The sequence below is a fragment of the Streptomyces sp. NBC_00102 genome, assembly GCF_026343115.1.
GTDB lineage: Bacteria > Actinomycetota > Actinomycetes > Streptomycetales > Streptomycetaceae > Streptomyces.
The window spans coordinates 2882253-2900669 of the sequence record NZ_JAPEMC010000001.1; the positions used below are offsets into that span (position 1 = coordinate 2882253).

Here is an 18417-nt window from a genome sequence, read left to right on the forward strand (position 1 = left end):
GCGAGACGGGGCGCCCGGCGGGTAGAGCGTCCGTAGCTTCGGAGCGCTGAACCGAAGTGTCCGGAGTGTGCGGAAGGCAGGGGAGCACCATGGGAACGCTGGAAGGCAGAACCGCCGTCGTGACGGGCGGCTCCCGGGGGATCGGCCGGGGCATCGTGGAGCGACTCGCGCGTGAGGGCGCCGAGGTCGTGTTCAACTACGCGCAGAACACCGAGGCGGCCGAAGACGTCGTCCGTACGGTCGAGGAAGCCGGCGGCCAGGCACGGGCGTTGAAGCTGGACCTGGCGGAGGCCGGGGCGGCCGAGAAGCTGATGGAGGCCGCCGAGGAACAGTCCTCGGGCGGTGTGAGCATCCTGGTGAACAACGCGGCGCTGAGCTTCGCACCGGCCCCGCTCGCCGCGACCGAGGAGGAGGTCTTCGAGCAGGCGTTCACGGTGAACACGAAGGCCGCGTTCCTCACCCTGCGGTACGCGGCCCGGCACATGCCCGACGGCGGCCGAGTCATCAACATCTCCACCCTCAACACCCTGCGGCCGGCCCCGGGCATCGTGCCCTACCTGGTCAGCAAGGGCGCCTTGGAGCAGCTCACCGTCGGTGCGGCTGCCGAGCTGGGCGCACGCGGGATCACCGTGAACACCATCTCCCCCGGCGCCACCGACACCGATCTGCTGCGGGGCACCAACCCGGCCGAGGCGCTGGCGACGATCCCGGCCATGACGCCGCTCGGGCGTCTCGGGACGCCCGCCGACATCGCGGCCGTGGTCGTCTTCCTCTCGGGCGACGAGGGCCGCTGGATCACCGGTCAGAACATCCGAGCCACCGGCGGTCTGGGCTGACCCAGAACCGGCCCCGGGCCGGCGGACGGACGCGCCTCCGGCGAGCTACGGGGGTGGGGCCCGGCGGGAGTGCGCCCGGACGCCCGGTACGTGGCGTACCGGGCGTCCGCGCCCCCGCCGGGCCTTCGACGCGCGCTGGGTTGGCTGCGCGCGCAGGGTTGGCGGCGTGCGCCGGGCGCGCGGAAGAAGGCCCGCTCGACGGGCGCGTGTTTCGGAAGGTGCCATGACTGCGACCCCTGTGGCCGGTACGGCCACTCCCGAGGTGACCGACCGGCGCCTGACTCTCATCGGGCTGGTGCTGGCGCTCGGGACCTTCATCACGCTCCTCGACACGACGATCGTCACCATCGCCCTCGACCACCTGCACGCGACGTTCCATGCCTCGGTCGCCCAGACCCAGTGGGTGTCGACGGGCTATCTGCTGGCGTTCGTCTCGGTGATCCCGGTCAGCGGCTGGCTCTCCGAACGGTTCGGCGCACGCAACGCGTGGATGTTCGCCATCGGCGCCTTCCTCGCCGGGTCGGTGCTGTGCGCGCTCGCGGACTCCCTTCCCGAACTCATCGCCTTCCGTGTGCTCCAGGGGATCGGCGGCGGAATGGTCATGCCGATCACCCTCTCGTTGATCACCCGGGCGGCCGGTCCGGAACGGATCGACCGCGCCACCACGGCCGTCGCACTGCCCGGGCTGCTCGGCCCGCTCCTCGGGTCGGTGCTGGGTGGCGCCGTCGTGCAATCGCTCAGCTGGCACTGGCTGTTCCTCCTCAACGTGCCGGTCTGCCTCGCCGCCCTCGCCCTCGGCCCGGTCCTGCTGCCCGCGACCGCGGGACACCGCGGCCACCGGCTCGACGTGCCCGGCTTCCTGCTGCTCACCCCCGGCGTGGTCGCCGTCGCCTACGGGATCAGCCGGACGTCCGGGGAGGACGGGTTCGCCGCACCCTCCGCCTGGCTGCCTCTCGCCGCCGGTGGCGTGCTGCTGGCCGCCTTCGCCGTGCACTCGCTGCGGGCCCGCCGCCCGGCCCTCGTCGACGTCCGGATGTTCGCCCGGCGCAGTTTCGGCCTGGGGAGCGTCATCACCTTCGCGAGCGGGTTCACGACGTACGCCCTGTCGTTCCTGCTGCCGCTCTTCCACCAGCAGGTGCGCGGGGCATCCGTGCTCCACACCGGTCTGCTGCTCGTCACACAGGGGCTGGGGACGATGTTCTTCGTCGTGGCGCTGCGTGCCGTGGCCGGGCGGCTCGACGGTCGCCTGGTCGTCGCCGCCGGGGTGGCGTTGGCCATGCTGGGAACAGTGCCGTTCGCTCTCGCGGACACCCGTGGCGGGACACCGGTGTTGCTGGTCGCCCAGTTCGCCCAGGGGCTCGGCTTCGCTGCCACGACCTTCCCGGTGATGACCCTCGCCTTCTCGAACCTGAGCCACGAGGAAGCTCCGCGCGGCAGTGCGGCGTTCAGTGTGGTGCAGCGTGTCGGTGCTCCCTTCGGTGTCGCGGTCATCGCTGTGGTCCTGCAGAGCCGCCTCGGTGGAGCGGCCACGGCGTCGGACCGGCTTGCGGCTTTCTCCGCCGCGTTCTGGTGGACCTTCGGGCTGAGCGCGGTCCCGCTCCTCCTCGCCTTCTTCCTTCCCGCGAAGAAGAGGGCCGGGGAAGCGGCCGGAACTCGGACGAGGGCGCGGCCCGGGGGTACGGGCGGAGACGGCGCGACCGTCGCCCCTGCTCAGTGACCCTCTCCGCACGGTTGGTGAACGGGTGCCGGGTGGTAGGTGAGGGGTGACGGCACCCGGCCGGGGCATGCGTCCGGACAGGCCCTACTGTGCAGGTCACGTACGCCGCGCGGGACCCGTCCCGCACACCCGGTCTCCGGTCGGTGCCATCGGCCTTCCCGCACCACCGGTCCAGCCCCGCCGGTCCTCCTGAGAAGAGATCCCCATGCCCCAAGCGCCCGCCCTCATAGGCAAACTCGTGGAATCCGCCATGGGGCGCCGTGCGCGCGTACTCGATGCGCAGCAGCTCGCTCCCGGGTTCCTCGAACTCACCCTGCGCGCCTCGCCCCCGCCCGGCGGCTGGCAGCCGGGCCACGAGATCCAGTTCCGCGTCGCCCCCACGCTGAGCCGCCGCTACACGGTACGGAGCGTGGGCGGGGACAGTACCGGCACCGGTACCGACCTCCGAGCCGGCAGCGGGCCCGACGACAAGGCCGGCCACGGACCCGACGGCGAGCGCATCCGCATCCTCGCCTCCACCGAGTCCCAGGGCCCCGGCTCCACTTGGGTGAGCCGCCTGCGGGCCGGTACGGAGACCGTGATGCTGGCAGCCCGGCACCGGCCACTGCGCGAGACCGGGTCCCGGCGTCTCTATCTCGGCGACGGCTCCACCCTCGGCACCATCGACGCCTACGCCCGAGTGAGCGAACAGTCGCTCGTCGCCATCGAAGTACCCGAGCCCGCTGTCGAGGCCCTGGAGGCACGCTGGCCCCGGTACCACTTCCTGCCCGTCGCCAAGGCCCCGGGCGACGCACTCTTCTTCTGGCTCGAACGCGCCGCCGGAGAGGGCGAGTTCTCCCGTCTCGACGGCGCGATGCTGCTGGGGCACGCCCAGTCCATCCAGCGCCAACGGGCCGCCTTGGTCGACAGCCGGATACTGCCGCGCCGCGCCGTCACCACCAAGCCGTACTGGGCCACCGGCAAGGCCGGACTCTGAGGCACGACCGCGCCCTGAGGCGCGGACGCTATGCGCACTCCGCAAGGCCAAGGGCCGCCAAGCGGGGCAGCCTGCCAGCCATTTCACTGTCGTCGTCGAAGTCGAAGTCCCAGGCCGCGTCGAGCGCCGGGTACCGAATGATGAACGCACCGTCGGGGAGCTGCTCCCCCGTCGCCGCGATGTGTGCGTTCCAGACGATGCTCAGTGTCTCCTCGCCGTCGAGTTCCTCACCGTCGGCCACTGACGATCGCACGAGGGGTACGTCCGCAAGGGCGTCAGGATCGGCGACCACGCGATCGAAGGTCTCCCGCCCCTGGGCGATCAACCAGCCGCGGAAGTAATCGAATCCGTCGTCGGAGCATCCGCCGTTGATCAGGTATGCGGCAGCCCACAGAGGGTTCGTGTAGGAGGCGGCCAGGAGATCCCACAGCACCTGCTGCGCGGCGACGATCTCCTCGACCGGACGTACGGCGAGCAACGCCGTGGCCAGGCGGGCAACCTCGCCTCCGTCGTCCGGGTGGGATGCCTGTCGGCGGGCAGCCTCGATGAGCCGCCAAAACTGATCCGTGTCCATGACGACCGAGCATGGCACCGGGCACTGACACCGCATCGGCCACGGCGGGCGGTGGGCATCGCACCCCGGTCCGCACGGCCCCGAACCCGGCGACCCGGGAACCAGAGGCCCCGAACCCGGCGGCCCGGGAACCAGAGGCCCCGAACCCGGCGGCCCGGGACCCGAGATCCGGGGCTGACACCTGGGACCCGGGACCCGAGATCCGGGACCCGGCAGCACCCGGGACCCGAGACCCGGACCCCTCGCGCTCCGGCACCCGAAGGCGGGCCGGTAGCCCGTGCATGCGCGGGTTGCCCCCTGCCGGCGGGGCTCCCAACGCCCACGCCAGTGCGCCCCACTTACCCAACCGGCCGCAGCTCCATCCGCCCAAGCCGCCCAGCATGACCGACCCGCCCGACGCACCCGACGCACCCAACATGTTCCACATGGCCGTCCTCCTACCGAAGCTCTGCCGAACCGCCCCCGGCGGCTCGTGATTACAGAACGTAGCAATTGAGTGCGCTACGTGACCATGGTTCTCTGTGAAGTAGCCCCCTTCGGATGATTCCGGGATTTCCTTTCAACCTGCCTCGCAGAAGACCGCGTTGGCGCTGTGAGAGCGCGATACCCCCGCCCGGGCTGCTCCCCGGGTCTCAAGTTTCGGGATTCGAGCGCTCTTTCATTGGAATGGGAGGAAGGGATTGTTTTCCCACCCACCCACCCTGGCTACGAAGCCGCACACCCAGACCGCGACGCCAACAGGTGCCGTGGACGACCGCCGCCCGCCGCCTGGCCTTGTTCACCAGTAGTTTTCGGCAGCACTGGGGTACTTGTCAGGGCAGCATCGGGGCCCGAGCCGAGCACCCCGGCAAAGGCCGCTGACGCCTGCCGGTTCCGGCTCGACCGCTGCCTTCACGGCCGACGGTCGAGCCGGACAGCGAGGAAGTCGCCTACTCGTCGGCGCGGGCCACGAGCAGCGGCTGGAAGAAGCCTGTCTCGTGCGGCATGAGCCATCGGGCGTCGGCAAAACCGGCCTCGGCTGCGAAGCCGGTCAGCCGTTCCTGGCTGAGTGCCCAGTAGGTGGTCCGGCGGACCTGGACGCGCCATTCTTCGCCTGCCGGGAGGAGTTGGAAGTGCTCCAGGTCGTAATGCTCACCGTCGTCGTGCCAGTGCCAGAGCTGGAAGGTGACGGTCCGGTCTTCTCCGTCGGCGCAGTCGGTGGTCCGGTGGACTTGCGGGGGCGTCGAAACGGGGTGGTCGCGCAGCAGGTCGTCGTAGTGGCGCGTGCTGATCAGCAGCAGGCCGTCTGGGCGCAGCACGCGACGCATCGAGGTCAGGGCGGCGTGCACGGCCTGCTCTGTCAACAGGTGGGGCAGCGAGTTGTCAGCGCAGACGACGACGTCGAACCGGCCATCGCGAAACGGAAGGTGTCGCATGTCGGCGGCTGCCGTGCGCAGGTCGAGGTTGCGGCGGGCGGCCTCACGGCCTGCGCGGGCGGCGGCGCGAGGGCTGAGATCGGTGCCGGTGACGCGGTGCCCGCGCAGGGCCAAGCCGATGGCCTGCGTACCGATGCCGCAGGAGCAGTCGAGCACCTCGACGCGATCCTGACCGATGAGGGCGCCGAGGGCGTCCCCCTGTCGGCGAATGCTGGCTTCCCAGTCTGAGTAGATCAGGTGGTAGTCGTCGGCCAGTTGGTCGTAGAAGTGCGCCACCGATGTCTCAGGCATGGCCAGAGGCTACTGTGCCTGATCTTCCGGAGGCGCTGGTCGTCCCAGTCCCAGTGGTCCGCGCGAACGCCCTCGCTGACGGCAATGCCGTCATTTCTCGTAACGTCTCCGAGCGCGCTGATCGCCAACTGCTGGTGAAATCCATCGGCAAACGCTGCTGCTGAACGTGAACGAAGCTCGCCGCCGCTCCCGCAGCAGAAAGACAGGACGCTACGCGCGAGCAAGTAAACAGAACGAACAAATCTCTCACGTCCCTCGACGCCCCGAGGCGAACTCCTCCGAACTGCCCAACTCCCCCTCGGACAGCCCCCTACGGTCTCCACCGGAACTGCGGCGCCCCGAGGGAGGAGGAGCAAGACGTACCCGGCCCCACCTCGCCGGACGCCACTCAGCCAAGCCCCACCTCACCCCACCCCACCTCACCCCACCGAAAGGGAACGACGTGGATCGCAAGGCTCTGTCCCAGAACACCGGCGCAGGACTCCGCAGACTCGCCCGCCCCCTGTGCGGGCTTGTCTCGATCCCGGGGTTACGTCGGCTGGCGACCTCGGCGGCCGCCGTCGGCTTACTGGCGACCGGGGTCCTCGTCGCCCTCGGTTCGATCGGTCCGGCGGACAGCGCCCAAGCGGCGGGCGCAGTCGGCACGACCCCGGCCACGTACACCGCCTACGCCTTCACCGGGTCGCCGGTCCTGACCGACGTGAGCTGGTCGACCACCGTCCGCGCCGACCCCGGACACGGCTCACAGGTCTTCTGGAGCCACCGGTTCGCGTTCGACGGGGGCAGCGGCGGCTACATCGGCATGCAGTCCAACGGCGGGTCGGGCAGAGGATTCCTGTTCTCCGTCCGGGACGCGTCCCAGGCCGTTTTCGGGAGTTACGGCAGCTACTGCCAGAGCTTCCGCGGCGAGGAAGCCCGCCAGGAGGCCGGCGAAAAGGCCCGCCCGGGAGCAGATCAAGCGCTCGCCGACGGACCTGGAGGTGAGACGACCTGCCGGATGCCCCTCGACTGGACAGCCGGCCACACCTACGCCTTCACCGTGGCTTCCGAAGGCGGCGGCTGGTTCGGCGCCACGGTCCGGGACACCACCGCCGGGACCTCGTTCGAACTCGGCAGCGTGCTGACTCCGGCCACCGCCATCTCAGCTGCGGGAATGGTGGACCGGACCGAGTACATCGAGCGGAACGACAGCCGCGCCACCTGCTACGACCAGCCTCTGAGCATCGCCCGCTCCGGCCTGCCCACGGCGAACGGTGGCGCCCTCACCGCGAGGGTCTCCGGCACCTCGAACAACGCCAACGCGTGTGCGCCGATGACCCGGACCGACATCGCCGCCGACGGCACCGAGCAGATCCTGGCGATCGGCAACTCGGTACGCGGCGCGGTCACCGGACTCGCCGGTAAATGCCTGGGCCCCCGTGGCGGGTTCACCGACGGAACCGCGGCCGCCCTCAGCACCTGTGCCGGGTACGCCGACCAGGCATGGGTCCGGGCCGCCGACGGCACCCTGCGGCTGCGCTCCGACTACTGCCTCGCCGCGAGCGGTACGGCCGCCAGCTCGGCGGTGCTGGTGCGCGACTGCGCCGGTACGGGCACCGGAGGCGCGGTCACCGACTCGTCGAAGCTGTGGACCTACGACACCGCCACGAACGCCCTGGTCAACGAGGCCTCGGGACTCTGCCTGTGCGTTCCGGACGCCAACAGCACCGACGGGCGAACCCTGGTCGTGCACGCCTGCACGGGTAGCCCCGAACAGCGGTGGACCCCGCCCGCAGGCGCCTGGCCGAAAGCCGACTCACGGACCCACCCGTGAGATGGTCGCACTCATGACCGAGTCCTGGGTGATCAACGACGACAGCCCCGTCCCGGTGTCCCGCGCCGAAGTACGGGACGTTCTTCGGTCGAGGATCGACAGGGGCCGACTCGAAACGTGGCTCACCAGCTCGTCCGGACGGTCACTGGCCTTCGTGACCAACACCGAGCGCGCGATGGTGATGCTGCTCGAAGCCGAAAACGAAGAAGGAAAGGAAGAAGGAAACGAAGACGAGGGCGATCCCGGCGAACACGCCATGACCCCCGGGGCCAAAGGGTCGAGCCAGGGGTTCGTCCTCTCCAACGGGCAGGAAGACGCGTACCCGGACGAGGACACTGTTCCCCTCCGCGAGGCGCTCGGGCTCGTGGAGCACATCGTCGGCACGGGCTCCTGGCCTGCGCACGCGCGTTGGGCGGCCGATCGCTGACAGCGTTCCCGGGTTCCCGAGTTCCCGGGTCTCAAGTTTCGGGATTCGAGCGCGCTTATAGAGGAATGGGTGGAAGGGATTATCTTCCCACCCACCCACCCTGGCCGCGAAGTCGACACCACCCCGACGCACACCGCCCGACGCGCACGCCCGACGCCCGCCACCCGACGCACCCAGCCGAAGCGCCTCCGTCGGTTGCGCGCGCCGCCCGCTTGCGCGCCCCGTCGCACAACTCCGCACCGCCCGTGCGCCGTACGGGTTCGGCACCCCGGACCCCGACCCGCCCCCGGGCCGCCCCCGGGCCGCCCCCGCGTCACCCCCGCGAGCCCGTTTACCTCCGCAGGGTTGACAATTCGTGACCGACTTGCCACGCAGGGTGCCGACGATCTAGCGTTCGCCTCAACCAGACCGCGAAGAAGAAGTCGACCCCTGCCGGTGCAGCAACACCACCAGGGGTCTGACCAACAAGATCGAAAGAGGCGATCCCTATGGCTGCGAGCCAGCTTAGTGCTGCCCCCTGCTCCCCGCACGACCCCGTGCCCCGCACTCCGCACCCGATGTCCAATCCCGGGTACGGCAAGCGCTCGGCCCCGAACCAGAAGCCGCCGTCCGCACGCGACTTCGACCATCTACGGCCGCGCGAGGCCGCCGTCGCCGCGTACATCGACCAGCTGCCCGAGGGCGCCGACATCTCGGTGAAGACCCTCGCCAAGGTCCTCCCCCTGGGCCAGTGCGCGATGGGCACGGTTCTCAGGAGGCTCCAGGCCGCCGGGCATCTGCACCGGGACGGGATCGTCGTCGCCAACGAGACCCAGCTGCTCTGGGTGACCCGTACGCACTTCTCCCGTACCGCACGCGACGCCGAGTGGTGGGAGGCGTTCGTACGGGGCGACGTGCCGCCGGAAGCCCGACGGCCCACGCGCTCCCGGGCGTTCATCCTGCTGGCGGCGCTGGGCCGGGCCCACGCTTCGCTGTCGCTCTCCGCCGCCGACTGCACGATGCTGGAACCGCAGGTCACCGAGTGGTTCGAGCGCGGCGCCGACGAGAACGAGCTGCTGCACGCACTCACCGCGGGGCTGCCCTCCACCGTCCACCACGCCGCCTCGCTCGTCCGCCGCCGCCTCACGGACAAGATGCCGCCGGTCCGGATCGCCCCGCCGCCGCCCCCGCCCGCGCCGTACGGCCATCACACCGTCGAGTGCCGCGAATGCAAGGCGCCCGGTCCCGAGAGCGCCATGCCGGACGGCCTCTGCCGCCCCTGCCGAGGCGAACTCATGCCTTTCGCGGGCCCGCCCGGCACGGTCCCCCACGACGACGTGAGCAGCCGCGTGTCCCAGGTCCGCGCGAGCATGGTCCCCCGCCAGGACCGCCCCCGGGGCCGAGCCGGTGTGACCATCAGACGACGAGGCGCCCAGAACCGTACGACCCCGCCGCCCGTGACGGGTTGAGGCGCCGCTGCCCGAGGACAGGCTCAGCAGCCGGGAACGACCGGCGTCGACGCCACCAGCGCGAGCGCGGCGGTCCGTAGCTCGGCCTCCCAGGCTCCCCGGTCGAGGTCCAGCGTGTACTCGATGCAGCAGTCGCACGGCGGGATCAGTGCCACGAACGCCCGCTCCACCGTGGACAACCCCTCTGCTGCCGCCCCCTCGTACCCGTCCCCGTCCCACAGACCGTCCCCCGCCAGGTACGCGGGAGCGATGTCCCCCTCGATCAGCCTCGCCGCCGAGCGACGCAGCTCATGGCGCCACGCGACGCCCGGTGCGGGCAGCTCGATTCCGGACTCGGCGAGGGCCTGCTCGAAGACCTCTCGGATGTCACGGGAGTCCGCGTGGCGTGGGAGCCCGGCGAGTTCGCAGAGCGCCGGGGTGTCCAGGCCGGCCGCGAGGGCCTCGGCGGCGATCATCGGCAGGTCCTCGGGGCGGACATCGCCCGCCCGGTAACGGCACGCCGTCGTCTCCAGCGCCGGAAGACCTGGCGGGGGACCCGGCCACGGCGGTGTCGTCGTACTCGCTGCGTCCATGCCCCGTACGGTGCCACGACGTTCAGGCCGGGGAAAGCCGATTCCTCCGGCAGACATGGTCGTGGACGGGCCGCCATGCTGGGTTGCTCACCGCTCCCCGCGCGCGTTGAGCCGGGCGGCCTGGCGGGTCAGGTGGTCGCGTTCGGCGAGGTTGGTCGCCCGGTGCGCCGCCTCCGCGTACAGCCGCGCCGCCGTCACCGGGTCGCCGTCGCGCTCGTGGAGGTACGCCGCCACGGCGGTGTGGCGGGGCAGCGAGTCGTCCAGCGCCGCGAGCGCCGCCAGACCCGCGCGCGCCCCGTCCGCCTCCCCGACGGCGACCGCACGGTTCAGCCGGACGACCGGGCTGTCGGTCAGGCGCGTCAACTCGTCGTACCACTCCACGATCTGCGGCCAGTCGGTCTCCCCGGCGGTGGGCGCGTCCGCGTGCAGCGCCGCTACGGCGGCCTGCGCCTGGTACTCGCCCAACCGGTCGCGGGCCAGGGCCGCCTGGAGAATCCCGATCCCCTCGGCGATCGCCACGGTGTCCCAACGGCCCCGGTCCTGCTCCGCGAGCGGCACCAGACTGCCGTCCGGCGCGATCCGGGCGGCCCGCCGGGCGTGGTGGAGCAGCATGAGGGCGAGCAGCCCGGACACCTCGGGGTGGTCGATACGGGCCGCGAGCTGCCGGGTGAGCCGGATCGCCTCGGCGGCGAGGTCGACGTCGCCGGAGTATCCCTCGTTGAAGACCAGATAGAGGACGCGCAGCACCGTTCCGACATCGCCGGGGCGGTCGAACCGCACGCCGGAGACGGTGCGTTTCGCCCGGCTGATGCGCTGCGCCATCGTCGCCTCCGGCACCAGGTAGGCGCGGGCGATCTGGCGCGTGGTGAGGCCCCCGACGGCGCGCAGGGTCAGTGCGACCGCCGACGAGGGGGTCAGTGAGGGGTGGGCGCAGAGGAAGTAGAGCTGGAGGGTGTCGTCCACCGCGCGGGCGGGCCCGGGGGACGGTTCCTCGTCCACCCGGACCTCACGGTGACGGCGGGCGCTGTCCGCGCGGGTCGCGTCGAGGAACCTGCGCCAGGCCACCGTGACCAGCCAGCCCTTCGCGTCCTGCGGAGGGTCGGCCGGCCAGACGCGTACCGCCTGGAGCAGGGCTTCCTGCACGGCGTCCTCGGCCGCCGCGAAATCCGCTCCGCGACGGACGAGGACGGCGAGTACGCCCGGGGTGAGGCTCCGGATCAGGGCCTCGTCCATCGGTGGGGTCACTCCGTGACGGTGGGGTGCGCGCCCAGGAATGGACGCAGTTCCAGCCACTCGTGGATCGGTTCGCCGCCCGCCCCCGGTGCGGCCGACAGCTCCCCGGCCACCTCCAGGGCGCGCTCATGGCTGTCGACGTCGATCACCATCCAGCCCGCGATCAGGTCCTTGGTCTCCGCGAACGGGCCGTCGGTGACCGGCGGGCGCCCCTCGCCGTCGTACCGGACCCACTCGCCCTCGGGGGCGAGCGCCTGGCCCTCGACGAACTCGCCGGTCTTCTCCAGCCGGGCCGCGAGGTCGTTCATGTACTGCACGTGGGCCGAGATCTCCTCCGGCGTCCACTGGTCCATCGGCACGTTGTTGGCCGGAGCCGGGGCGCCCCGGTAGTGCTTGAGCATCAGGTACTTGGCCATGGCGTCTCTCCTCGCTGCGGCGACCGTGTGCGCGGTCGCGGTCGTGGTCGCGTTCGTCGCTTTCACTACGGGGACGGAGCCGGTCACGGGTTCTCGACATCACCGGACATCACCGGGTGAGAAATTTCCGGGGCCTTCCGACCGGCACGGCCGGCGCGACGAACGGTCCCACGAACGATCCCGACCGACGGCGCCGGAAGGAAGCAAGACGCGCCGGTCGGCCAGAAGCTCAACAGGCCAGAAGAGCAGCAGGCCAGTCGCCCAGCAGCTCAGCCGCACAGCCGCACAGCCGCACAGCCGCACATCAGCACGGCCGCACATCAGCCCAGTAGCTCACCTGCGCAGTCGCTCAGCCACCCGGCAGCTCGGCAGACCGCTCGCCGAGCAGCCTGCGCTGGGCGCGGCGGGCGCGGGCCGGGGCGGCCGGGTCACGGGTGAGCTGGAGGAAGTGGTTGAGGGAGAGCATGGTGCCCACGAGTTCGAAGACCAGCTGCTCGGCGTCCGTGTCCTCCGGCAGCTCTCCCGCCCTGATCGCCCACTGGACGTGGAGACGCAGGTCGCGGCGCCACAGCTCGCTCAGGCCCGCGACGGCGTCACGCACGGGGCCTTCGCGCCCGTCGAACTCGGTGGCGGCGGCGGCGAAGAAGCAGCCGCCGGGCAGCACGTTCCGCTCCAGCATCGACACCCACGCCTCGCACAGCGCCCGCAGCCGCGGCAGCCCGGCGGGCACGTCCCGTACCCTCTCCGGCACCTCCCGGGCGAACAGCTCGGCCGCGGCGTCCAGGACGGCGAGTTGCAGGCGCTCCTTCGTGCCGAAGTGGCCGAGTACCCCGGCCTTGCTCATCGCGAGTTCGGTGGCCAGCCGCCCGATGGTGAGCCCTTCGAGCCCGTCCGCCGAGGCGAGCACCAAGCCGCGTTCCAGAATGCGCTGCCGGGTGCGGCGGGTCTCCACGACCGAGTTCCGAGGGCTCATGGGAGCCGATCATAGTCCCGCCCAACCCCTTTATCTTCCGACCGATCGGTTGCTATATTCCGGGGGTCGCCGCCCGGCCGTTCGGCCGCCCGGTGCCGCACGGCCCGACCGAAGGAGCACCGTCTTGTCCGGGACCCGCATCGCCTCCCTGGGGCACTACCAGCCCTCCCGCGTGCTGACCAACACCGAACTGGAGGGCATGGTCGACACGACCGACGCCTGGATCCGGCAGCGCACGGGCATCGCCGCCCGCCGGATCGCCGCGGACGGCGAGTCCGTCACCGACCTGGCCTCGGCAGCGGCCGGAAAGGCACTGGCCGCCTCCGGGCTGGAGCCCGCCGACATCGGTCTGGTCACCGTGGCGACCTGCTCCGCCCTCGACCGGTGCCCCTCCATCGCCGCCCAGGTCGCCGCGCGCCTCGGCATCCCCTCCGCCGTCTGCTTCGACCTCAACAACGGCTGCGCCGGCTTCTGCACCGCGCTCGCCTGCGCGGACCACACCGTGCGCGCCGGAGCCGCCCGGCACGCGCTCGTCATCGGCGCGGAGAAGATGTCCGACGTCACCGACTGGACGGACCGTTCCTCCTGCATCCTGCTGGGCGACGGCGCGGGCGCCGCCGTGATCAGCGCGACCGAACAGGGCGAAGCCGGAATCGGACCGGTGACCTGGGGCTCCGACCCCACGCGCGAGCAGGCGGTGCGGCTGGCGGGCGCGTGGCAGCCGAAGTTCACGCAGGAGGGCCAGGCCGTCTTCCGCTGGGCCACCACCGAACTGCCCGCCGTGGCCCGGGAAGCCTGCCACCGCGCCGGGATCACCCCCGCCGACCTGGGCGGGGTCGTCACCCACCAGGCCAACCTGCGGATCATCGAGTCCCTGACCCGGCAGCTCGGCCTGCGCGAGGACGTCGTCATCGCCCGCGACGTCGTGGAATCCGGCAACACCTCCGCCGCCTCGGTGCCGCTCGCCCTGTCCAAGCTCTCCGAAAGCGGCGAACTGCCCTCCGGCGCCCCCGTGCTGCTCTTCGCCTTCGGCGGCGGGCTCTCCTGGGCCGGCCAGGTCGTCACCTGCCCCTGACACCGGTCAGTTCACCGGCGAGGACGTACGTCCCGTTCAGCGCAGAGCTCGCCCCCTGCCCCGAGAAGAAGGACGGGGCGTACGGGACGAGTCCGAGGCGAACACCCGCACTCCGTAAAAGTGTTCGGCCTCCCTCGCGGCGTCGAGGACTGTTTCCTGAGGCTGATCCCTGACCGATTGCTCCTGAAGTTTGACCGGCGGGCTTCATCCGGGGGTACGACTTTCGGAGCTCGTCGTCCAGCTACTGCGCTGCGAGGTTGCGTTCCCTGCGGGAGCGCAACCTTGAGACCAGGTACCAGGAGGTCACCACCGACGCGGACGTCACTGCAGTGGCCAACCAGCCCCGGTAGATGCCCGCGAAGTCGGTGACAAAGCGCATGACGACGGTGAACACGGCCCAAACCACCAGCCAGCGAGCCACCCTGCCCATTCGTCCCTGTCGTCGCATGACGGGAGCATATCCGCGGGCCTGAACGGGAACAGACGAGGGCTGTGGCTCACTCAGAGGTCAAACTTCACTGGCAATCGGTCAAGGTTCAGTGACAGAGGACACGGACCGCCCCCTCGGCCGGGGTGTTGCGGATGACGCCCTCGTGGACGACTTCACCCGTCATCTGTCGGCGCTCGACGAGGAGTAGCGGCAGCGCCGGGGACCTCGGAAAGGCCGGGGCTTCGGGAGAACCGGCGGTCCGGGAGAGCCGGTGGCCGCAGGGCTTGCGGTTGCCGCTGCGGCAGCTCCTACCGTCTTTCTCAGGGCCGGACGAACCCCGGCCCGTACGGGACAGGGCCGGCCGTGTCCCGTACCGACGATCCACTCTCCCGCTCACGTCGACGTGAAGGAGGCGGCCATGACTTGGCCCATCGCGGAGGTCGCCCGGATGTCCGGGGTGACCGCGCGGACGCTGCGGCACTACGACGAGATCGGGCTGCTGCCGCCCGCCGGCACCGGCTCGAACGGGCACCGCGTGTACGAGGACCGCCAGCTCCTGCGGCTCCAGCAGATCCTGGTGCTGCGGAGCCTCGGTGTGGGGCTGCCCGAGATCGGCCGCATCCTGGCCGCGCAGGTCGACGAACTGGCCGCCCTGCGCGGCCACCACCGCCGGCTGCTCGCCGAACGCGACCGCCTCGCCACCCTGGCCGCGGCCGTCTCCCGCACGATCCACGAGCTGGAACTCTCCCGGGAGGACTCCACCATGACCCGTATCAACCGCCCCGAGAACCTCTTCGAGGGCATCCGCCCCGAGCAGTACGAGGAGAGCCTGCGGGACTTCCCCGAGCACGCCGCTGCGGTCGGGCGGCACACCGCCGGCCTGACCGACACCGAGATCGAGGCCGGGCAGCGGGAGCGCACGGCGCAGATGATCCGGCTGGCCGAGTTGCTGTCCGCAGGCCTGCCCGCCGACGCCGCACCGGTCCAGGAACACGTGGACGCGCAGTACCGGGCGCTCACCGCGCTGCGCCCCGTCACCGCCGACGAACACCGCGCGATCGGGCGCTCCTGCGTGGACAACCCGCAGTGGCGGGCGGCTTACGAGGCCGTCGCACCCGGCCTCGCCGCCTACCAGCGGGACGCCATCGAGGCGTACACCTCGGCCCGCCTCGGCTGAACAGCCCCTGCGGCTGAACAGCCTCCGCGGCTGAACAGCCTCTGCGGAAAACACATCGGCCCCCAGGACGAATCCTGGGGGCCGAAGCTACAGCTGGACGCTGCGGGGGTGGAACCACCGATCCCTGAAGGGGATCAGAAGTCCATGTCACCGCCCGGCATGCCACCCGGGGCGGCCGCGCCGGCCTTCTCGGGCTTGTCGGCGATGACGGCCTCGGTGGTGAGGAAGAGCGCGGCGATGGAGGCGGCGTTCTGCAGAGCGGAGCGCGTGACCTTCGCCGGGTCGAGAATGCCCTCGGCGATCATGTCGACGTACTCGCCGGTCGCGGCGTTGAGGCCGTGACCGATCGGCAGGTTGCGGACCTTCTCCACGACGACGCCACCCTCGAGACCACCGTTGACGGCGATCTGCTTGAGCGGGGCCTCCAGCGCGAGCTTGACGGCGTTGGCACCGGTGGCCTCGTCGCCCGTCAGGTCGAGCTTGTCGAAGACGGCGGACGCCTGGAGCAGAGCCACGCCACCACCGGCGACGATGCCCTCCTCGACGGCGGCCTTGGCGTTGCGCACCGCGTCCTCGATGCGGTGCTTGCGCTCCTTGAGCTCGACCTCGGTGGCGGCACCGGCCTTGATGACGGCCACGCCGCCGGCCAGCTTCGCCAGACGCTCCTGGAGCTTCTCGCGGTCGTAGTCCGAGTCGGAGTTCTCGATCTCGGCACGGATCTGGTTGACGCGACCCTGGACCTGGTCGCTCTCACCGGCGCCGTCGACGATCGTCGTCTCGTCCTTGGTGATGACGACCTTGCGCGCGGAGCCGAGCAGGTCGAGACCCGCGTTCTCCAGCTTGAGGCCGACCTCCTCGGAGATGACGGTGCCACCGGTGAGGATGGCGATGTCGCCGAGCATGGCCTTGCGGCGGTCACCGAAGCCCGGGGCCTTGACGGCGACGGACTTGAAGGTGCCACGGATCTTGTTGACGACCAGGGTCGACAGGGCCTCGCCCTCGACGTCCTCGGCGATGATCAGCAGGGGCTTGCCCGACTGCATGACTTTCTCCAGCAGCGGAAGGAGGTCCTTCACGTTGGAGATCTTCGAGTTGACGATGAGGATGTACGGGTCGTCGAAGGACGTCTCCATACGCTCCATGTCGGTCGCGAAGTACGCCGAGATGTAGCCCTTGTCGAAGCGCATACCCTCGGTGAGTTCCAGCTCCAGACCGAAGGTCTGGGACTCCTCGACGGTGATGACGCCTTCCTTGCCGACCTTGTCCATCGCCTCGGCGATCTTGGCGCCGATCTCGGTGTCGGCGGCGGAGATGGAGGCGGTCGAAGCGATCTGCTCCTTGGTCTCCACGTCCTTGGCCTGCTCCAGCAGAGCGGCGGAGACGGCCTCGACGGCCTTCTCGATGCCCCGCTTGAGGGCCATCGGGTTGGCACCGGCGGCGACGTTGCGCAGACCCTCGCGGACGAGCGCCTGGGCGAGAACGGTGGCGGTGGTCGTACCGTCGCCGGCGACGTCGTCCGTCTTCTTGGCGACCTCCTTGACCAGCTCCGCACCGATCTTCTCGTACGGGTCCTCGAGCTCGATCTCCTTGGCGATGGAAACACCATCGTTGGTGATCGTGGGCGCGCCCCACTTCTTCTCGAGGACGACGTTACGGCCCTTGGGGCCGAGGGTGACCTTGACGGCGTCGGCGAGCTGGTTCATCCCGCGCTCGAGACCGCGCCGTGCCTCCTCGTCGAACGCGATGATCTTGGCCATGTGAAGTGGTCCTCCCGGACAGGGGTGGATTGCTCCGGACCGAGAGGCGCCCGCGACGGACGGCCTGCGTGCCCGGCGGTTCCTTGCCCCGCCGCGCCTGCGGGCCTCACCGGCCCGGTCCAAGTTTCTGTCACTCTCACCTGGAGAGTGCTAACGCCAATGATTAGCACTCGACCCCTGCGAGTGCAAGCGTCCTCCTCGTCCTGGGGACAAGGAACGGACGCTCCCCGAACACCGTGCGGGCTCTCGCAGGCCCTTTTGGCCACGGGAAACGCGAACGCACGCAGGGCCCGTACCCCTGAGGGACGGGCCCTGCGTGCGTGAGAACTTCGTCGCCGACCGCGTCCAACTCAGCCCACGGCGAGCTTGACCATGTCCGCCTGCGGCCCCTTCTGGCCCTGCGAGATCTCGAATTCAACTCGCTGACCCTCTTCGAGGGTGCGGTACCCGTCCATCTGGATCGCGCTGTAGTGGACGAAAACATCCGCACCACCGTCGACCGCGATGAAGCCGTACCCCTTCTCCGCGTTGAACCACTTGACGGTGCCCTGAGCCATGCCCAACTCCCCTATTTCTGGCCCCTGCACAGGACCGCACTTCGCGGACCCGGGTCAGAACCCACCCTCCGACAGGAGAGGGTGTGTGCGCCGGAACGCCTCGACCGCGGCCGAATGTATCTGCCCAACTGCCCTCTGCAACAGGTCAATCGGACGAGAAAAATCGGCACGACGGAACGCCCGAACATGAGGATTTGCTGAGAATCTTGGGCAAGTCGGGCCAGACAAAGGCCGCTTAAGGCACAGAGGGCATCCGGACTTTGGCCACATCTTGTCGGGCCGCGGCGCGATCTCGCACATGCTCGACGTGAGCGGCGGAGGGGGCTTCCCCAACTGTACCGCGCTCAATCCTACGGAATCGCCCCCTCCGCGTCGTACGCGAAGGGGGCGATTCCATGGAGTGCGCGCCGTGGAACGGCAGTACGGTCAGCAGCCGCCCGCGACGGCGGGGATGATCGAGACGCCGGCGCCGTCCGGCGTGGCCGCCTGGAGGCCGCCCTCGAAGCGGACGTCGTCGTCGTTGACGTACACGTTGACGAAGCGGCGGAGCTTGCCCTGGTCGTCCAGGACGCGCGCGGCGATGCCCGGGTGGTCCTTCTCCAGGGACTCGATGACCTCGGAAAGGACGGTGCCCTCGGCCGAGACCTCGGCCTGGCCGCCGGTGTACGTACGCAGGATGGTGGGGATGCGGACCTTGACGCTCATGGGGATTGCCTTCCTCGGTGCTGGG

General features: G+C 70.5%; 18 protein-coding genes. 8 read left to right on the forward strand and 10 right to left on the reverse strand.

Annotated elements, in window-relative coordinates; genetic code table 11:
• Window positions 1-89 precede the first annotated feature (89 nt).
• From OHA55_RS12780 to OHA55_RS12790, 3 genes are all read left to right on the forward strand, one after another.
• Entirely contained in the window at window positions 90-836 is a 747-nt protein-coding gene (locus tag OHA55_RS12780) for an SDR family oxidoreductase (protein WP_266705852.1), read from the forward strand.
• A gap of 223 nt (window positions 837-1059) precedes the next feature.
• Entirely contained in the window at window positions 1060-2553 is a 1494-nt protein-coding gene (locus OHA55_RS12785; RefSeq protein WP_266705854.1) for a DHA2 family efflux MFS transporter permease subunit, read from the forward strand.
• A 205-nt stretch (window positions 2554-2758) separates the two neighbouring features.
• Window positions 2759-3529, forward strand: a complete 771-nt coding sequence (locus OHA55_RS12790; protein WP_266705856.1) for a hypothetical protein — start codon at window positions 2759-2761, stop codon at window positions 3527-3529.
• 28 nt (window positions 3530-3557) lie between these two features.
• Here OHA55_RS12790 and OHA55_RS12795 read toward each other — a convergent pair whose 3' ends face one another.
• Window positions 3558-4103 carry a DUF4240 domain-containing protein gene (locus tag OHA55_RS12795; protein WP_266705858.1) on the reverse strand — a complete coding sequence of 182 codons (546 nt, stop codon included), beginning with the start codon at window positions 4101-4103 and terminating at the stop codon, window positions 3558-3560.
• A gap of 929 nt (window positions 4104-5032) precedes the next feature.
• Entirely contained in the window at window positions 5033-5809 is a 777-nt protein-coding gene (locus OHA55_RS12800; protein WP_266705860.1) for a class I SAM-dependent methyltransferase, read from the reverse strand.
• A 442-nt stretch (window positions 5810-6251) separates the two neighbouring features.
• On the opposite strand from OHA55_RS12800, the gene OHA55_RS12805 reads away from it, so the two are divergent.
• From OHA55_RS12805 to OHA55_RS12815, 3 genes are all read left to right on the forward strand, one after another.
• Window positions 6252-7622: a ricin-type beta-trefoil lectin domain protein gene (locus OHA55_RS12805; protein ID WP_266705861.1), complete on the forward strand. Its 1371-nt coding sequence runs from the start codon at window positions 6252-6254 to the stop codon at window positions 7620-7622.
• 154 nt (window positions 7623-7776) lie between these two features.
• Complete coding sequence (locus tag OHA55_RS12810) at window positions 7777-8049, forward strand: hypothetical protein (RefSeq protein ID WP_266705863.1); 273 nt, start codon at window positions 7777-7779, stop codon at window positions 8047-8049.
• A 557-nt stretch (window positions 8050-8606) separates the two neighbouring features.
• Window positions 8607-9497 (forward strand): hypothetical protein, encoded by an 891-nt coding sequence (locus tag OHA55_RS12815; protein ID WP_266705865.1) that lies wholly within the window; start codon window positions 8607-8609, stop codon window positions 9495-9497.
• Window positions 9498-9520: 23 nt separating this feature from the next.
• Here the strand turns inward: OHA55_RS12815 and OHA55_RS12820 are convergent, their stop codons facing one another.
• From OHA55_RS12820 to OHA55_RS12835, 4 genes are all read right to left on the reverse strand, one after another.
• Window positions 9521-10069, reverse strand: coding sequence for a hypothetical protein (locus OHA55_RS12820; protein WP_266705867.1), 549 nt, complete (start codon window positions 10067-10069; stop codon window positions 9521-9523).
• Window positions 10070-10156: 87 nt separating this feature from the next.
• Window positions 10157-11302, reverse strand: a complete 1146-nt coding sequence (locus tag OHA55_RS12825) for an RNA polymerase sigma factor (protein WP_266710602.1) — start codon at window positions 11300-11302, stop codon at window positions 10157-10159.
• 8 nt (window positions 11303-11310) lie between these two features.
• Complete coding sequence (locus OHA55_RS12830; protein ID WP_266705869.1) at window positions 11311-11718, reverse strand: YciI family protein; 408 nt, start codon at window positions 11716-11718, stop codon at window positions 11311-11313.
• Window positions 11719-12067: 349 nt separating this feature from the next.
• A complete protein-coding gene (locus tag OHA55_RS12835; protein WP_266705871.1) occupies window positions 12068-12691 on the reverse strand; it encodes a TetR/AcrR family transcriptional regulator in 624 nt (207 codons plus the stop codon).
• Window positions 12692-12815: 124 nt separating this feature from the next.
• On the opposite strand from OHA55_RS12835, the gene OHA55_RS12840 reads away from it, so the two are divergent.
• Window positions 12816-13766, forward strand: a complete 951-nt coding sequence (locus tag OHA55_RS12840) for a beta-ketoacyl-ACP synthase III (protein WP_266705873.1) — start codon at window positions 12816-12818, stop codon at window positions 13764-13766.
• Window positions 13767-14007: 241 nt separating this feature from the next.
• On the opposite strand, the gene OHA55_RS12845 is transcribed toward OHA55_RS12840, so the two are convergent.
• Window positions 14008-14145, reverse strand: a complete 138-nt coding sequence (locus OHA55_RS12845) for a hypothetical protein (protein WP_266705875.1) — start codon at window positions 14143-14145, stop codon at window positions 14008-14010.
• 469 nt (window positions 14146-14614) lie between these two features.
• Here OHA55_RS12845 and OHA55_RS12850 point away from each other — a divergent pair, with 469 nt between their 5' ends.
• The gene (locus OHA55_RS12850; protein WP_266705877.1) at window positions 14615-15373 is read left to right on the forward strand and encodes a MerR family transcriptional regulator; all 759 of its coding nucleotides are present in this window, start codon (window positions 14615-14617) and stop codon (window positions 15371-15373) included.
• Between the two features lie 134 nt (window positions 15374-15507).
• Here OHA55_RS12850 and groL read toward each other — a convergent pair whose 3' ends face one another.
• The 3 genes from groL to OHA55_RS12865 all read right to left on the reverse strand — a co-directional run bounded on the left by groL (window position 15508) and on the right by OHA55_RS12865 (window position 18392).
• A complete protein-coding gene (gene groL, locus OHA55_RS12855; RefSeq protein WP_266705879.1) occupies window positions 15508-17130 on the reverse strand; it encodes a chaperonin GroEL in 1623 nt (540 codons plus the stop codon).
• Between the two features lie 350 nt (window positions 17131-17480).
• Window positions 17481-17687, reverse strand: a complete 207-nt coding sequence (locus tag OHA55_RS12860) for a cold-shock protein (RefSeq protein WP_003967346.1) — start codon at window positions 17685-17687, stop codon at window positions 17481-17483.
• A gap of 426 nt (window positions 17688-18113) precedes the next feature.
• Window positions 18114-18392 (reverse strand): MoaD/ThiS family protein, encoded by a 279-nt coding sequence (locus OHA55_RS12865; RefSeq protein WP_266705881.1) that lies wholly within the window; start codon window positions 18390-18392, stop codon window positions 18114-18116.
• Between the last annotated feature and the right edge of the window lie 25 nt (window positions 18393-18417).